At 69.9% G+C, this 15,777-nt stretch carries 13 protein-coding genes; 7 read left to right on the plus strand and 6 right to left on the minus strand.

Annotated elements, in window-relative coordinates; all coding sequences use genetic code 11:
- Nucleotides 1-28: 28 nt before the first annotated feature.
- Nucleotides 29-826: a TlpA family protein disulfide reductase gene (locus tag ENSA5_RS35450; RefSeq protein WP_146155208.1), complete on the minus strand. Its 798-nt coding sequence runs from the start codon at nt 824-826 to the stop codon at nt 29-31.
- A gap of 275 nt (nt 827-1,101) precedes the next feature.
- Between ENSA5_RS35450 and ENSA5_RS01665 the strand changes: the two genes are divergently transcribed.
- Nucleotides 1,102-3,450 carry a tetratricopeptide repeat protein gene (locus ENSA5_RS01665; protein ID WP_106389793.1) on the plus strand — a complete coding sequence of 783 codons (2,349 nt, stop codon included), beginning with the start codon at nt 1,102-1,104 and terminating at the stop codon, nt 3,448-3,450.
- Here the strand turns inward: ENSA5_RS01665 and ENSA5_RS01670 are convergent.
- Nucleotides 3,431-4,870 carry a sigma-54-dependent transcriptional regulator gene (locus tag ENSA5_RS01670; RefSeq protein WP_106389794.1) on the minus strand — a complete coding sequence of 480 codons (1,440 nt, stop codon included), beginning with the start codon at nt 4,868-4,870 and terminating at the stop codon, nt 3,431-3,433. The genes ENSA5_RS01665 and ENSA5_RS01670 overlap by 20 nt on opposite strands.
- Nucleotides 4,871-5,064: 194 nt before the next feature.
- Between ENSA5_RS01670 and ENSA5_RS01675 the strand changes: the two genes are divergently transcribed.
- The 4 genes from ENSA5_RS01675 (at nt 5,065) to ENSA5_RS01690 (ending at nt 7,746) form a co-directional block, all read left to right on the plus strand.
- Nucleotides 5,065-5,958, plus strand: coding sequence for a universal stress protein (locus tag ENSA5_RS01675; protein WP_106389795.1), 894 nt, complete (start codon nt 5,065-5,067; stop codon nt 5,956-5,958).
- Between the two features lie 24 nt (nt 5,959-5,982).
- Nucleotides 5,983-6,480, plus strand: a complete 498-nt coding sequence (locus tag ENSA5_RS01680; protein ID WP_106389796.1) for a universal stress protein — start codon at nt 5,983-5,985, stop codon at nt 6,478-6,480.
- Between the two features lie 74 nt (nt 6,481-6,554).
- A complete protein-coding gene (locus tag ENSA5_RS01685; protein ID WP_106389797.1) occupies nt 6,555-7,028 on the plus strand; it encodes a hypothetical protein in 474 nt (157 codons plus the stop codon).
- A gap of 31 nt (nt 7,029-7,059) precedes the next feature.
- Nucleotides 7,060-7,746 (plus strand): M14 family metallopeptidase, encoded by a 687-nt coding sequence (locus ENSA5_RS01690; RefSeq protein ID WP_106389798.1) that lies wholly within the window; start codon nt 7,060-7,062, stop codon nt 7,744-7,746.
- A 13-nt stretch (nt 7,747-7,759) separates the two neighbouring features.
- Here the strand turns inward: ENSA5_RS01690 and ENSA5_RS01695 are convergent, their stop codons facing one another.
- Both ENSA5_RS01695 and ENSA5_RS01700 read right to left on the minus strand, forming a co-directional pair.
- Nucleotides 7,760-8,182 carry a hypothetical protein gene (locus ENSA5_RS01695; RefSeq protein ID WP_106389799.1) on the minus strand — a complete coding sequence of 141 codons (423 nt, stop codon included), beginning with the start codon at nt 8,180-8,182 and terminating at the stop codon, nt 7,760-7,762.
- A 91-nt stretch (nt 8,183-8,273) separates the two neighbouring features.
- Nucleotides 8,274-10,067 carry a hypothetical protein gene (locus tag ENSA5_RS01700; protein WP_146155209.1) on the minus strand — a complete coding sequence of 598 codons (1,794 nt, stop codon included), beginning with the start codon at nt 10,065-10,067 and terminating at the stop codon, nt 8,274-8,276.
- Between the two features lie 443 nt (nt 10,068-10,510).
- Between ENSA5_RS01700 and ENSA5_RS01705 the strand changes: the two genes are divergently transcribed.
- Nucleotides 10,511-11,146, plus strand: a complete 636-nt coding sequence (locus ENSA5_RS01705; protein ID WP_146155210.1) for a hypothetical protein — start codon at nt 10,511-10,513, stop codon at nt 11,144-11,146.
- A 310-nt stretch (nt 11,147-11,456) separates the two neighbouring features.
- On the opposite strand, the gene ENSA5_RS01710 is transcribed toward ENSA5_RS01705, so the two are convergent.
- A complete protein-coding gene (locus ENSA5_RS01710) occupies nt 11,457-14,081 on the minus strand; it encodes an AAA family ATPase (protein WP_106389802.1) in 2,625 nt (874 codons plus the stop codon).
- Nucleotides 14,068-14,412: an ATP-dependent Clp protease adaptor ClpS gene (locus tag ENSA5_RS01715; protein ID WP_106389803.1), complete on the minus strand. Its 345-nt coding sequence runs from the start codon at nt 14,410-14,412 to the stop codon at nt 14,068-14,070. The genes ENSA5_RS01710 and ENSA5_RS01715 overlap by 14 nt, the downstream gene beginning before the upstream one ends.
- A 110-nt stretch (nt 14,413-14,522) precedes the next feature.
- On the opposite strand from ENSA5_RS01715, the gene ENSA5_RS01720 reads away from it, so the two are divergent.
- Nucleotides 14,523-15,725 (plus strand): GNAT family N-acetyltransferase, encoded by a 1,203-nt coding sequence (locus ENSA5_RS01720; protein ID WP_258182694.1) that lies wholly within the window; start codon nt 14,523-14,525, stop codon nt 15,723-15,725.
- Nucleotides 15,726-15,777 lie beyond the last annotated feature (52 nt).

Below are 15,777 nucleotides of genomic sequence, written 5' to 3' on the forward strand. Positions count from 1 at the left end.
GCTCGCTCGCGTCCAATCGAAGGCCGCGTCAGGGCAGCGCAGCTTGGATCTCGGTCGGGCTCGGCACGCCGAGCTTGGTGATCCGCGCCCCCGGTTCGAGGAGCATGGTCCCGGGCAGGCTGATCGAGAAGCTGCCGCCGCCCTGGTCGACGCCGAAGGGGTACCAGACGTCTTGCAGGTTGCTGAACACGACCAGGCCATCTTGGCCGTAGTTGTCGGCCCACACTTGCACATCCGCGACGGAGGCTGCACCGCCCTGAGCGTTCTCGCTCATGTAGCTGAGGGTCATGAGACCCTGCGCGTCGTACTGGTTGAAGAGCCCCGCGACCGTGGGCGCCATGGCCTGGCAAGAGCCACACCAAAGGGCGACATATTCGAAGTAGATCGCCTCGTGGCAAAAGTCGTAGATGCGGACCGCTTCACCAAATTGATCGGTGAAGGTCCAGTCGGGGATGACCGTGCCCGGGGTGATCTGGCCGGGCTGCCACGCGCCGGGCACGACCTCGTCCTGACAGCAGCCGATGTCCCAGCCGCCCATGTAGGGGCTCTCGCCCGTGCAGTCGCCGTCACCCGTGCTCGGATCGCCGTCGCCCTCGCCCGTGCTCGGGTCGCCGTCGCCATCTCCCTCTCCCTCTCCGTCTCCCTCTCCCGTAGTCGATTCGTCGTCGCCATCGCCCGTGCTCGGGTCGCCGTCGCCCGGGTCACCGTCGCCGCCATCATCCGTCCCGAGCTCGCCGTAGCCGTCGAGCCCGAACGGGTTCGAGCCGTCCTCCTCCAGGACACAGCCAGAAGCGAGGAGCGCCGCACCCAAACCCAGTGACAACACGACTATAGTTTTGTGCGACATCACCGACAGTTTTGGCAGACACGCGCATCAATATCAATGGAGAAGTCGGGCTGGGCTTCACCCATGAAATTTACGTGATCAGGATTGGGCGCTGTTACTGCGGCAGGCGCGAAATCGCACTTGATGGCCCCCTACGCGCCGCATAGCGTTGCACCGACTCCCCGGTCGTCGACGGCAAAGCACCAATGCGCGAGAACAATGTAAACAGCCCGGCTCCGGCGACATTGCGTCCCCGCCTGCCGATCCCAACGTGGATGCACGCGTGGCCCCGCGGCCTGATCCCGGCGACCTTGCGGGCGAACAGCCGCGGCGTCGAGCTCTTGTATCGGGCGCCGGGTGAACGGTGGTTTCGGGTCGAGGCCTCGCTCGATCCGCGGCGGCCGTCCGCGCTCAATGTACGCGGGATCCCGGGCCCCGACCCCGCCGCGCTCGAGCGGGTCACCAAGGCCGTCGAACAGCGCCTGCTTCGCTCGCCCTCGGCCCGCGCGTGGCTCACTCGTGCGCGTGAGTTCGTCGAGGCGCTCGCAGACATGCGCGCGTTCGGGGGTCCGGGCAGCGCCCGCGCGGCGTCACCCGAGCACGCGTCACCCGAGCACGCGATCGACCAATTGCTCACCCTCGCCGCGCAGCTGCGTCGACGCGAGCTCGACGGTCCCGAGGCGATCGCGGCGCTCGAGCGGACCCTCGCGGAGGTCGAGTCCGCGACGCCCCTGGGCGCGGAGCTCGGCATCGCGCTGGCCCTCGCTGGCGGCGCGTTCGAGCTCGCGCTGACCCGCTGGGGTCGCCACGCCGAGGCGCTCGCGGCCCGAGACGATCGCGGCGCGCTCGCCTGCGCGGGGATCATGCGCGGCTACCTCGGCCAGATCCCCGAGGCCCAGGTCAGCGCGCGCGCGCTGGCCGGGCTCGGGCGCGACGCCAGCGATGCCCGCCACGCTGGCGAGCTGCTCGAGCTCCTCGGGCTGCCGGCGCTCGCGGTCGAGCAGCTGCGGCTCGCGGCGACCGACCCGGGCGACGACGCGAGCGCCTTCGATGCCCACCGCCGCCTGGCCTCGGTCGCCGCGGCCGCCCGCGAGCTCGACCTCGTCCGGACCGCGGCCGCGGCCATGCGCGAGCACGCTCGACGCCCCGAGCAGCTCCTGGCCACCGCCTTGATGCAGCGCGAGGGCGGCGAGTTTCTGGCCGCCGAGGCGACCCTCGAACAATTGCTGCGAGACCGCCCCGAGGAGCGCGAGGGCGCCCTGCTGCTGGCGAGCTCGAGGCTGTGGCGCTGCGATCACGAAGGCGCCGCGGCCCTCGCCGCGGCCCTGCTCGAGCGCGCTCCAGACGACGCCGAGGCCCTGCGCACGCTCGGCGCCGCCGCCTACCTCGCCAGCCGCTCCGAGCTCGCCCTCGACCTGCTCAACCGCGCGCTTCACCACAACCCCGGCGACGACGAGGCCCTGCTGTGGCGCGCCGAGCTGCTCGATCAGCTCGGTCGCTACGAGGCCGCGCGCGCAGACGTCCGCGCGGTCACCCTCGGTGATCGTGCGGTCTGGCAGCTGCTCCGCGCGCTGATCGAAGAGCACGCCACACCCACGCGGCGGATCACCCACGACACCTGGTTCATCGTCGACACCAACATCCGCCAGCTGCTCGGCGACGAGGCCCCCGCCGACTCGAAGGCCAGCCACGAGGTCGCGGTCGACGCGATCACCCGGGCGCTCGCGCAGCTCGGCGGCAATCGATCCGCGCGCCTGACCACGCCGACGGCCGACGGCTCGCTGCGCTGGCTCGACGACATCGAGTCGCCGCGGCGCCGGGCCGAGCAGCTCCAGCTCCACGCCTGCCACCGACCCGTCGACGAGGTCCTCGCCGAGTTCGAGGCGCTCGCCGCCCGCAACCCCACGGTGCCCTTCTTCACGACCTACGCGGCCGAGCTGCTGATGTGGCGGGGGGACTACGAGCGCGCGTTCACCATGTTCGAGCAGGTCTGGTACGCGACGCGGACCCGCTGGGGCTACGTCGGCGCGGGCGCTGCGGCGATGTTCCTCGGACGCGAGCAGCGAGCGCTCGAGCTGTGGGACGAGGGCAAGGGCTACTACAGCTACCTCGACGCCGAGGCCACCTACTGCTACCGCGGTGAGCTCCGGCGGCGCGGCGCTCAGCTCGACGAGGCGCTGCCGGATCTCGAGCTCGCGGTCCAGGCTCGACCGAGGCGGCTCGGCGCGTGGGTCAACCTCGCCCTGCTGCATCACGCCGCCGGGCGCGAGGGGCCGCTGCGCGAGGCCGTCGCCCAGGTCGAGGCGCTGTGTCCGGCCTTCGCCTGGGAGGCCCGACGCGAGGCCGGGCTCGAGGCCGGCCAGCAGCTGCGCGCGGAGCCCGACCTGCTCGGGCGCTACATGTCCACGCTGCTCGAGCGCATGCGTGGCAACCGATCGTCGGTCATGTACTCGATCGTCGATCGGGAGCTCAGCCTGCGCGTGCTCCCGGTCGGTCTGGCCCAGACCTGGCGCGACTTCGGCCGTCGGGGCCTGGCGCTGTTCGAGGACGAGCTGCTGTTCGAGCTGGCCGTGCAGCGGGGGATGGGCCCGCGCGACTCCAGGCCTACTTTGCGACCGCGGTGACCCGGTCGGGGCTGCGCATGGGACCCGCGGCGGCGTCCTCTTCGCGGTACTCGTTGAGCCGATACTGGATCTTGCGCGGCGAGATCCCGAGGATCCGGGCGGCCTTCGAGGTCGAGCCGCTGACGTGCTCGAGGGTCTTGAGGATTGCGAAGCGCTCGAGCTCGCGGAGGCTCGCGCCGGGCACCGAGGGCATCTCGTCGCCCGAGCGGCCCGAGCTCATCAGCTCGCGCGGGAGCTCGCGCGGCTCGACCTCGTCGCCGCGCGCGAGCACGACCGCGCGCTCGATGCAGCTCTCGAGCTGGGTGATGTTGCCGGGCCAGTCGAAGTTGAGCAGCACGCCCAGGGCCCGCTCGGTGAACCCGTTGACCGGCTTGCCGCTCGCTCGGGTGTGGCGCTCGAGGAAGTGCATGGCCAGCAGCGGGATGTCGTCACGACGCTCGCGCAGGGTCGGGACGCGCACGCAGATCACGTTGAGGCGATAGAACAGATCTTCGCGGAACGCCCCGGCCTGGACCTCGTCGTGGAGCTCTCGATCGCTGGCCGCGAGCAGGCGGACGTCGATCGGGACCTGCTCGCTGCCGCCCATCCGCTCGATCGTCCCCTCCTGCAGGGCCCGGAGGATCTTGGCCTGGGTCGGCATCGGGAGGTCCGCGACCTCGTCGAGGAACAGCGTGCCGCCCGCGGCCTGGACGAAGCGACCCTCGCGCCGATCGGTGGCCCCGCCGTAGCCAGCCTCGTAGCCGAACAGCTCGCGGTCGAGCATGTCCTCGGTCATCGCCGCGCAGTGGACCGGGACGAAGGGCCCCTCGCGCCGCTTGCTGAGCTCGTGCAAGGTCACCGCCACGCTCTCTTTGCCGGTTCCGTTCTCGCCGACGAGGAGGACCGAGGCGTCGGAGCTGGCGACCTGCTCGACGAGGCTCATCATCTCGCGGAAGGCGCGCGAGCGGCCGAGGAGGTTGTCGTACTCGGTCTGCTGCTCGAAGCTGTCGCGGCGGGCGAGCTCGTTGCGCAGGCGCTCGGTCTCCTGGCGCAGCGCGCGGTGCTCGAGCACGCGCTCGACGACCACGAGCAGCTGGCCGAGGTGCAGGGGCTTGGTCAGGTAGTCGTCGGCGCCCTGCTGGATCGCCTCAACGGCGCTCTCGACGGTGCCGAAGGCGGTCATGACCACGACCGAGATGTCGGAGCTGCGCTCGCGCGCCTTCTCCATCAGCTGGATCCCGTCCATGCCCGGCATCTTGAGATCCGTCACCATGATCTCCGGGTTCCACGCGTCGAGGCGACCGAGCGCCTTGAAGCCGTCGCCGGCGGACTGGACTTCGTAGCCTTCTTCTCGCAACAGCTCCGTCAACGCCGAGCGGGCGGCGGTCTCATCATCCACGACCAGGATCCGCGCCGGCGCCTTGCTCTTGTCTGACATCATTTATTGGTGCCCGGAAAAGAACCAAAAGAGAACCTGGGCGGCGCGCAAGTCGTGCGCGTTCTGGAGAATGCCGCACGATTTTCGATGTTTTGCGAATTTATTGCGCGCTCGAAGCACTTTCGGAGGTGGCGCTAGCGCGCTTTGGTACCCTCGCTGACGCCGCCACGACCGGCCGGCTGACGGAAACGCAACGCATGTCTTCGACCACAAAATGGACCCTGGGTCTCGATCTCCGCGAGGGCGCGGAGGGCCCGCTCGTCTTCGCTCGCTGGCTCCACGCCAAGCTGTCTGCCGACGGGGGGCCGACGCTCGAGCCCATCCACGTGATCGAGCAGGACCAGCTCGGGCTCCTGGCCAGCGCGGACCGGCGCGAGGAGGCCCTCGGCCTGGCCGAGGACGCCGTCGCGCGCTCGCTCGAGCGCACCGGTGACCCGACCCCGCTCGAGGGCCTGCGCTTCGTCGAGGTCGGCACCCCCGAGGACGTGCTGGCCGACGCCGCGCAGAGCGCTGAGGGGCTGATCATCGGCCGCCTCGCGCCCCGCGGCAAGGATCGGCTCCGGCGCCTGGGCGCGGTCGCCCGCCGCCTGCTTCGGCGGCTGCCGGCCCCGACGGTCGTGGTCCCGCCCGACACCAAGACCGAGAACATCGGCAAGGGCCCGCTGATCCTGGCCTGCGACGCCCACGAAGACTCGGTCGGCGCGACCCGCTTCGCCCTGCGCATGGCCGAGCTCCTCGGCCGCGAGCTGGTCCTGGCCCACGTCGTCCCGATGCCCTATGGCTGGAGCATCGGCTACCTCCCGGCCGAGTCCGTCAAGCAAGTTCGGGCCGACCTGCGCACGGGCGGCGAGCGGACCCTCGAGCGCTGGGCGACCAAGCACGGGATCACGGGCCTGCGCGGGATCGTGACCGAGGGCATGGTCGCCGACGAGCTCGCCCACCTCGCCGAGCGCGAAGACGCGCTCATGCTGATCACCGGCTCGCGCAAACTCAACGCGATCGAGCGGCTGTTCGTGACCTCCGTCGGCAGCGAGCTGTGCGCCAGCGCGTCGTGTCCCGTCGCCGTCGTCCCGCCCGACTACGGCGCCTGACCCCCTCTCCCGAGCACCAAGGTCGTGAGCGATACCAACCCGATCGACGATCCCGTGGCCGCGTGGACCCTGCCCAAGCGCAAGGTCGTGGTCCCCTTCGACTTCTCCGAGGCCTCGCGCAAGGCCCTCGAGGTCGCGCGAACCTTCGTGCCCGACGCGGGCATGCCCGACGGCGGCACGATCTCGGTCATCCACATCATCGTGCCCCCGCCGATGACCGCGCCCGGCCGACTCCTGCGCGGCCCCTTCGACGAGGAGCGCGCGATCGCCCAGGGCTTCACGGTCCTGCGCGAGGCCCTCGCCGACGCGGGCGTGCCCGAGTTCGAGGCGCACGTGCGCGTGGCGTCCAACCCCGCCGAGGAGCTCGTGGCCTTCGCCGAGCGCGACCGCAGCGAGCTCATCGTGATCTCTTCGCACGCGCGCAGGGGCTTCGACCGCTGGCTGCTCGGGTCCACGGCCGAGCGCGTGGTCCGGCTCGCGCCCTGCCCGGTCCTGGTCCTGCGCGGGCCCAAGCCCCAGTAGCGCGACAGGGCGCGACAGGGCGCGAGAGCGACAGGGCGCGAGAGCGCGCGAGACCCGGATACCATGCCAGGGTCATGACCGGCTTCAACCCCTACGCCCCGCCCTCGGCCGAGAGCGACGGCCCGTCGGACCTTCCCGGGACCGGCGAGCCGCTGTTCACCGACGCCCAGGTCGCGGGCGCGACCTTCCTCGGCAGCCCGATCGCCGGCTTCATCGTGCTCGCGATCAACGAGCGCCGCATGGGCCGGACCCAGCGCTTCGGCAAGACCGTGGTCGTCGGTGTGCTCGCCAGCGTCGCCGTCTTCGCCCTCGCGCTCGTGATACCGCCCGAGGTCCCGAACTTCGTGCTCACCCTCGCCTATCTGTTCGGCATGCAGCAGCTCGCGCGGCACTGGCAGGGCGAGGAGCTCATGGAGCGGCTGTCGAGCGGGACCACGAAGGGTTCCAACTGGGTCATCGTCGGCGTCGGCGTGGCCTGCTTCGCGGCCGTGGTCGGGCTGGCCTTCGGCTTGTTCCTGCTCGCTCCCTCGCTGTTCCCCGACGCGTGATCGCGCAACCGCCAGCCGCTATCCTGCGCCCATGCCCCTCAGCCCCGGCGTCCACTTTCTCGAGCCGACGATCCCCGTACACGTGTTCGAGGCGTCGACGCCCGGCCCGACCGCGCTGATCCAGGCCGGCATCCACGGCGACGAGATCGCTGGCGTCCACGCGCTGCAAGAGCTGCTCGAGGCCACGATCCGCCCGACCCACGGGCGCTTGCTGATCTGCCCGGTCATGAACCCTCGCGCCTACCGAGCGCGGCGCCGCGCCCCGGCCGACGGCCTCGACCTCAACCGCTGCTTCCCGGGTGACGCCAGCGCCGACGCCTGGGAGCTCCGCCTCGCCCGCAAATTCATGGATCTGGTCGAGGACGAGCGCCCGGCGTTGATGGCGACCTTGCACGAGTCGCAAAAACGCTACGACCCGAGCGCCGAGCGCCCGACCTTCGGCCAGACCCTCGTCTACGGCGTCGAGCCGATGCCCGAGATCATTTCGCGGACCGTCGCGCGCCTCAACGAGCGCTTCGCTTCAGACCAGGAGCGCTGGGATCCGCAGTACTTTCCGGTCGCGACCTCGTCGACCGAGGTGATCGTCGACGCCGTCGGCTGCGTCGGCATCTGCGTCGAGACCTGGATGGGCTTCGAGGAGCCCCATCGGATCGAGATGCAAAAGACGGTCGTCGAGTATCTGCTCGATGATATCGGTGTACGCAAGCTCAACGCTTGACCTAACAATCGCACTATTTGTACAGGCTGCGGATCGAGACCGGTCGGCTCCGCTCGCGCTCGTCGGTGTCGAGCGCGTGGGCGCCCGAGGGCAGCGGCTCGGCTTCACGCCGCGCAGCCAACAACAGCTGATTCTCGAGCGCCCACACCAGCGCCCGGCTGGCCTCGCGCCCCAGGCGGTCCCCGCGATCCCCCACGCGCCGCGCGACCTGCATCATGGTGTCGACCGAGCGCGCGTCGCGGCTGGGCTCGATCGAGCGCAGCGCCGAGCCCATGAGGTCGAGCGCGGCCGCGAGCGCGTTCGAATTGCCCGCAGAATCGAAGCGCCGGGCATCATCGATCGCCGCCGCCGCGAGGGTCTCGAACTCGCGCGGAGAGCTCACGACTGCATCGGCGAAGTTCGCGAGGGCGCTCAATCCCGTCTCGTCGAATTCCATAGCCGCCACTATGGCAGCTCCAAGGTGAGCACACCAGGACAATTGCTACTTCTGCGCGCGTAGGATTGGACACATGTAAAGATAAAACGGGTCATATCCCGGCCGGCGAATTGCTCAATGGCCTATCGCCAGGATTGGTCGTCTCGGCATCGCTCACCTTCGGCGCGCGGATTTGCTGGACCCCCGTTAACACCAGGCGCACGGCCGCGCCGTGGTCCGAGCGCCCATCGGCCGTGAACTCCTCGACGAACTCGGCCGCGATCGTGAGCACGACCGCGGCCGCGCCCGGCTCCAGGTCGATCTCGCGCGCGCCGTCAGCCGGGTCTTTCCACAGCGCGATCGTGCGCTTGGGGGTCATGCCCGGCGGGACCGAGCGCAACGCCATGCCCAGCGAGGTGACCGTCAGGATCGAGCTGCCCGGATCGTCAGCGAGCACGCTCGCGTAGCGTCCGGGCCAGCGCGCGGCCAGCTGCGGCCCGTCCATCAGCAGCGCAATGACCAGGTTTGGACCGACCGCACGGATCACGTCGGCGACCGGATCGGGCCGCGCGAGGTCTTCACAAATGAGCGGCGCCATGCACAGCCACGGGTTCGCGCAGACAAAGTTGATCTCTCGCGGGCGCACGCGCATGGGCTCCCACCACAGCCGCCCCGCGTCGAGGCTCGCGGCCAGGCCATATTGTGCGATCTGCGACGCGTCGAGGCGCCAGCGATGGTGCTTATCTTGACAGTAGCGAGCGAGGTAGGAGGGATGCCGGACGCCGAGGTATGCATAATTGCGCCGGACCCCGCGAACCCCGGCGAGCAAGAAGCCGACCCGCTCACCGAGCGCGGCCTCGGCTTGATCGGCCTCCTCCTCACTGAGCGCGCTCTCAGGCAGGATCACGGCGCTGACCTGCCCGACCCGCTCTTCGGCGGCCCCGAGCAGGCGCATGAGGTTGAGCTCGGGGTCGAAGGCGTGCTCGGGCTCGTACTCGAAGAACCCAAACGCGCTCGGGTCGAGCACGAGGTCGGAGATCCCCGACGCGCGAAAGTCCTCGGGCCTGACCTTGTAGGGCCACGGGATGACCAACAAATTGAGCTCGTGAGCCCGCTCGCCGGGGAGCAACATCGTGCTGGTTTGCCAATTGACCTTGACCTCGGATCGGTCGATTGCGAGGTTGTGCGAGAGCGAGCGAATCGTGAGACCGGTCTGCGGCGTCCGCAGCTTTGGCAACACTCGAATACGATCCGTACCGAATTCGCTGATTGTCCCCCGGTACAACAAGCTCTGACGCGCGTGCATCCCGATCCCAGGCTCGGCGCACGACCCCGGCACGCCGAAGCCCGCGCTCGCGAGGTCCGCGAGGGCGTGGAGCTCGAGCAGCGCCTGGCACAGCGACCAGCCCTCCGGGGTAATCAGCGACGCGACCGCCGCGTCGAAGCTGCGCGCGATCGAGCTGCACAAGGTGACGACATCGACCCCTGGCCCGGTGGGCGGCCCGACCTCGCCGTCGGCTGCAACCCCTTGGGCCTGCCCTTCGGAGGTCGGGTCCCGGCGTCGCTCCTGGTATTCGGCCCAATCTCGCCAGACCCGTGCGGCGTGCTCGAGGTGGGCTTGCCAGCGCAGGCGGCGGAGGGCCGCGCGATCCTCGACGCTCCGGCCCCGGCGCCGCGACCTCGGGACGTCGTCATAGTCGCCGTCGACCTGCTCGCGGGCGAGGATCGGCGGCCACTGGTGCTCGCTGGCCTCGCTGTGGGGGGAGATCACCAGCCGATAGGCGCCGCTGTCGGCGAGCACGACCGAGGTAAACGCGAACAGGTCGGGCGGCCACGTCGGCCGCAGCTGCCAGGCACGCTCACCGGCAATTTCACGCCACGCTTCGCCAATTGTCTTGCCACTCACCTGCGACCTCCGATTCGTGCTGTCGTGTTGCCACCGACCGCGGTCGGGCTGAGCTCGGGGATTCGTCAATTACGAACCGCCGAGTTCAGCGCCGACCACCTTCGATACGATTGAGACTACCCCCGGACCTATCCGATTGCACGCATCAGCGAGCGCTAGGGTCGTGAAACCTCACGACTTTTTTGCTATGCCAACCTCGGGTCGCGCAAATCAACATAGTGTAGACATTCGGCATACCGAACCATCGATTGGGTGTTCGCCAATTACAACAATGTCCCCCTCATCGACGGGCCGGGGTGCGCCCTCGCGCGCCGCCGGGAGGCGCCGATGCCGAGGTTGGCTTGGGGGTCGGCCTCACTCGCTTTGAAGCCGCCGAGCGAAGGCCCTCGACCCCGCGCAGGGTCGGCCCCACACACGCCCCGCGGTCGGTTATGCTCGGGGAGATGCGCGGCCTCCGGCTCCTGACCCTCGCGCCGAGGGTGGACGAACAGCACCCGGGCGTGCTCCGGGCTCGGACCCCGCTGCTCATGCGGCTGTTGACCCTCGGGGCGGTCTACCGCGAGGTCATCGTCGACCGACGGTCGCGCTATGTCATCATCGAGCGGCGGCTGCTCTGGGGCCTTCGACGCCAACGCGTGATCCCCTTTCGCATCGTCCGGCGCATCGTCTATGACTACGATCGGACCGTGACCTCGCTGCGCGCCCACCTCCACGGGGTCGACAGCGGCGACGAGATCGAGCGCTTCGACGTCGCCCTGGTCGTGGCCACGCGCGAGGACGTGCCCGACAGCCACGCGCACCTGTACGAGGAGCAGGTCCCGCTGTTCAGCTTTCACGGCGAGGGCCAAGGCGGCGGGTTGATCCTGCGGCCGGACCTCGAGGGCCAGCAAGAGCAGCTCTCACGTCGCTACGTCGAGCGCCTCCGCGAGCTGCTCGGGGTCGGCTTTGGCAACGAGCTCGAGCAGCTCAGCGACGACGCCGGGCGGGCCTGGAGCTGCTCGGGCTGCGGGCGGCCGGGGCCGCCACGGGCGGGGCGTTGCTACTACTGCGGCGGCCAGCTCGAGATCACGAAGTCCTGAGGTCCTGAGGTCCTGAGGTCACGGTCGCCAAGGCGCCAGCAAGGCGGTCGAGCGAGCCCGAGCCCGAGCCCGAGCCCGAGCGCAGCGAAGCGCAGCCGCCAACCTGCGAAGCCCGGGGCCCGGCTAGGGGGCCCGACTCACGAGCAGCGAGGGCGAGCCCGCCCTCGACGACATCGACCGCAAGCACGAGCGCACGAGCTCGCGGCCCGCGGTCGAGACGGCATCGCGCGCCGCCCCGCCGCCAGAGCGCAGCGAGGGCGACGGGCTCGGCGGCTGCAGCTGAGCCCGCCGAGCCCTCACCAAGACCCGCTCAGGCCTCGACCAGCTCGTGGATGTCGACGCCCCCGACCGCATCGCCGCTCGGCGGCGCGGGCTCGTCCTCGGCCGTGAACTCGAAGCGCAGCTCGTCCTTGTCGACGTCGCAGTCGACCCGAACCTCGCCGCCCTCCTCGAGCCGCCCGAACAGCAGCTCGTCGACGAGCGCGCCCTTGATGTTGTCGTCGATCACGCGCCCCATCGGCCGCGCGCCGAACTTCTTGTCGTAGCCCTTGCGGGCGATCCAGTCCCGGGCCGCCGGGGTCCAGGTCAGGCGAACGTCGCGCTCGGCCAGCTGGATCTCGAGCTCGCGCAGCATCTTGTCGGCGACCTTGTCGACGACCGGCTTGGGCAGCTGCCCGAAGGTCACGATCTTGTCGAGGCGGTTGCGGAACTCGGGGCTGAAGGTGCGCTCGAGCGCCTTGTTGGCGGCCGTGTCGACGTGGGTGTCGTCGCCGCCGAAGCCCACCTTGCGCTGGGTCATCTCGAACGCGCCCGCGTTGCTGGTCATGATCAAGATGACGTTGCGGAAGTCGGTCTTCTTGCCGGTCGTGTCGGTCAAGGTGGCGCTGTCCATGACCTGCAAGAGGACCGAGAAGATGTCGGGGTGGGCCTTCTCGATCTCGTCGAGGAGCACGACCGAGTGCGGGCTCTTGGTCACCGTGTCGGTCAGCTGGCCGCCCTGGTCGAAGCCGACGTAGCCGGGCGGGGCCCCGATCAGGCGGCTGACGCTGTGCTTCTCCATGTACTCGGACATGTCGAAGCGCAAGAAGGGCATCCCGAGCAGACGCGCGAGCTGACGCGCGAGCTCGGTCTTGCCGACGCCGGTCGGGCCCGCGAACAAGAAGCAGCCGATCGGCTTGTCGGGTCGCGCGAGCCCGGCCCGGGCCCGCTTGATCGCCTTGGTCGCCGCGGCGACGGCCTCGTCCTGGCCAAAGATGACCTGCGAGAGGCCCTCGTCGAGGTTCTTGAGCACCTCGCGGTCGTCGGTCGAGACCGACTTGGGCGGGATCCGTGCCATGCGGGCGATCACGGCCTCGACCTGCGGGACGTCGATGACGATCGGCGCGTCGGGGTCGAGGGGGGTCTCGTCCGGGGCCCGCTCGACCCGCTCGCCGGTTTGGATGATCGGGCCGGGCGTGCGGCGCTCGAGCGCCGTGGTCTCGCCGACGGCCAGGCGCAGCTCGCCCTGGTCCTCGTCCCCCTCGCCTTCGCCCTCGCCCTCGCCGGGCGCTTCGGGCTCGGGCAAGGCGACCGCGCCGCCAGCCTCGAGCGCCGCGGGCGGACGGGTGACGACCGTGTCGGCGTCCTCGTCGATCACCTCGCCCTCGTCGCGCTCGGGCTCGTCGTCGGCCCGCTCGCGGATCTTGGTGTGGTCGATCTTGCCGAGCCGCGCGGCCGCGCCGGTCTCGTCCATCACGTCGATCGCCGAGTCCGGCAGCCGTCGGTCACGCAGGTGCTTGTGGGCCAGGCGGACCGACTGCTCGATCGCCTCGGGGGTGTACTGCACGTGGTGGTGGGCCTCGTAGGCCGGCTTGAGCCCCTGGAGGATCAAGATCGTCTCGTCTTGGGTCGGCTCGACGATCTCGATCTTCTGGAAGCGCCGGGCGAGGGCCGGATCACGGTCGAAGTTCTTGTACTCCTTGTAGGTCGTCGCGCCGATGCAGCGCACGCGCCCGGCGTTGAGCGCCGGCTTGAGCATGTTGCTCGCGTCCATCGAGCCGCCCGAGGTCGCGCCCGCGCCGATCACCGTGTGGATCTCGTCGATGAACAGGATCGCGCCGGGCTCGTCCTCGATCGCCGAGATCACGGCCTTGAGCCGCTCCTCGAACTGACCGCGGAATTTGGTCCCGGCCAGCAGCGCGCCCATGTCGAGGGCGTAGACGTGGACGTCGGCGATCGCCTCGGGTACGCGCTGCTCGTGGACGCGCAGGGCCAGGCCCTCGACGACCGCGGTCTTGCCGACGCCGGGCTCGCCGACGAGGACCGGGTTGTTCTTGCGCCGACGGCACAACACCTGGATCAGCCGGGTGAGCTCTTGATCGCGGCCGATCAGCGTGTCGATGTCGCCCCGCTCGGCGCGGGCGGCGAGATCGATCGCGTAGGCCGAGAGCGGATCGTCGGCGACCGCGTCCTCGTCGTCCTCGCCCCGGGGCAGGCCCGTCGGGCGCGCGCGCGGAGCCTGACGCTGGCTGCCCTTGCCGATCCCGTGCGAGATGTAGAGGGTCACGTCGCGGCGGCGCACGGATTGCTGCTCGAGCAGGTACACGGCCATCGACTCGGGCTCGGCGAACAGCGCGACGAGCAGGTTGGCGCCGGTGACCTCGGCCTTGCCCGCGCCCTGGACATGGAGCACGGCCCGCTGCAGGACCCGGCCGACGCCGACGGTCTGCTGGACCTCGCCCTCTTCGGACAGCTTGGGCACGTGCTCGTCGAGGAAGGCCTCGAGCTCGGCGCGGAGCTCGTCGACCTCGGCGTTGCAGCCGGTCAGGACCGCCCGCGCGCTGGGATCGTCGAGCAGCGCGAGCAGCAGGTGCTCGAGCGTGATGTATTCGTGACGCCGCCTCCGGGTGTCTTGGATGGCGGAGTCGAGGGTCTCTCGTAGCTCATGACTCAGCATCTGGGTCGTCCTCGGGTTCCATCGAGGCCATCAGCGGGCACTCGTTTTGTCGGGCGAGCATGTGGGTCTGCGCGACCTTGGTCTCGGCGATCTCGTGGGTGAAGACACCGGCGACGCCGACGCCCGAGTTGTGTACATGCAGCATGATCTCCGTCGACTTCGACTCCCCGTGATGAAACACGGTCTGAAGCAGACGGACGACGAAGTCCATCGGCGTGTAGTCGTCGTTGTGGAGGAGCACGCGGTACATGCGCGGGCGTTTGGATTTGCGTTCGTCGCGGGATTTGAGCGCGACGCCGCGTTGGGGTTCTTCTTTGCGCTTGTCGGGCATGACGCAGAAAATCTGACGATGGTCTCGGAGGGAGTGGGCTGCGTGGCCCCGTGGCATTGTAGCGGAAGTCGGAGTTTGCGCCGGGCGCCACAAGGGTAATGCTCGCCTTCGTGGATCTGACTCTGACCGAGCGCAGGAGTATCGAAGGCGTCAATAGCGCGAGCTGGAACGCGCTGGATCACGCGCCCTCCCCCTTTTTGGAGTGGGGCTTCCTTCGCGCGCTCGAGCTGTCCGGCTCCGTCGGGGTTGCCGCGGGTTGGGATCCACACTACCTCCTGGTCCACGGTGCGCAGGGAGGCTCCCCCGATCAGCGGGGCCTGCTCGGGGCGGTGGCCGCCTACGTCAAGGACCACAGCTACGGCGAGTACATCTTCGACTTCCACTGGGCCCGCGCGTCGACGCGCGCGGGGATCCCCTACTACCCGAAGCTCGTCATCGCCGCCCCGGCGACGCCGGCGACCGGGCGCCGGATCCTGCTCCACCCCGATCTCGACGAGGCCGGCCGCGACGCCGTCGCCCAGCGGCTGATCGCGGGCGTGCGCGAGCTCGCCGACGAGCGCGACTGCGGCTCGATCCACTGGTTGTTCGTGACCCCCGACGAGCGCGAGCGCCTCGTGGCCGCCGACTTCGCCGCCCGCAGCAGCTACCAATTCCACTGGCACAACCGCGGCTACGAGGACTTCGACGGCTTCCTCGCCGAGCTGACCTCGCGCAAGCGCAAGCAGATCCGCAAGGAGCGACGCCGCGCGCGAGCGGCCATCGACGGCGTCCGCTTCGTGCCCGGCCCCGAGCTCGACGCGACCCAGCGCGCGGCCCTCGATCGCTTCTATCGGCGCACGACGAACCTCTACGGCGGCCGCCAGTACCTCCGGCCCGGCTTCTTCGAGGCCCTGCTCGAGCTCGCGCCCGAGCGCGTTCGCTTCCTCGAGGCCACCCGCGCGAGCGACCTGATCGCGGGCGCGCTCTTCTTCGAGACCGAGCACGGGCTCTACGGCCGCTACTGGGGCTGCGACGAGGAGATCGAGTTCCTCCACTTCGAGGCGGCCTACTACGCGGGGGTCGAGCGCTGCATCGAACGCGGGCTGCCGCTGTTCGAGGCCGGGGCCCAGGGCGAGCACAAATTGTTGCGTGGCTTCTTGCCCGCGGCCTGTCACTCGGCGCACTGGCTGCGCCACCCGGGCCTCGACCGTGGGGTGCGAGAATTCTTGCGCGAGGAGGCCGTGGCGGTGGCCCACCACATCGACCAGCTCGAGGGCTACGGCCCCTACCGCAGCGAGGGTCTCGGACGAAGCCCGAGTCGGGAGACGGACTGAGTCGGGAGACGGACTGCCCCCTCTGGTCGCGGCCGGCGACTCGTGGCATGTT

Source organism: Enhygromyxa salina (assembly GCF_002994615.1).
Taxonomy (GTDB): domain Bacteria; phylum Myxococcota_A; class Polyangia; order Nannocystales; family Nannocystaceae; genus Plesiocystis; species Plesiocystis salina_A.

Bases quoted from the DNA above. Each gene is read 5' to 3' on its own strand.
- ENSA5_RS01675 (WP_106389795.1), top strand. From the start codon at position 5,065: ATGTCTTCGACCACAAAATGGACCCTGGGTCTCGATCTCCGCGAGGGC.
- ENSA5_RS01670 (WP_106389794.1), bottom strand. From the start codon at position 4,870: ATGATGTCAGACAAGAGCAAGGCGCCGGCGCGGATCCTGGTCGTGGAT.
- ENSA5_RS01690 (WP_106389798.1), top strand. From the start codon at position 7,060: ATGCCCCTCAGCCCCGGCGTCCACTTTCTCGAGCCGACGATCCCCGTA.
- ENSA5_RS01710 (WP_106389802.1), bottom strand. From the start codon at position 14,081: ATGCTGAGTCATGAGCTACGAGAGACCCTCGACTCCGCCATCCAAGAC.
- ENSA5_RS01685 (WP_106389797.1), top strand. From the start codon at position 6,555: ATGACCGGCTTCAACCCCTACGCCCCGCCCTCGGCCGAGAGCGACGGC.
- ENSA5_RS01705 (WP_146155210.1), top strand. From the start codon at position 10,511: ATGCGCGGCCTCCGGCTCCTGACCCTCGCGCCGAGGGTGGACGAACAG.
- ENSA5_RS01695 (WP_106389799.1), bottom strand. From the start codon at position 8,182: ATGGAATTCGACGAGACGGGATTGAGCGCCCTCGCGAACTTCGCCGAT.
- ENSA5_RS01665 (WP_106389793.1), top strand. From the start codon at position 1,102: ATGCACGCGTGGCCCCGCGGCCTGATCCCGGCGACCTTGCGGGCGAAC.
- ENSA5_RS01715 (WP_106389803.1), bottom strand. From the start codon at position 14,412: ATGCCCGACAAGCGCAAAGAAGAACCCCAACGCGGCGTCGCGCTCAAA.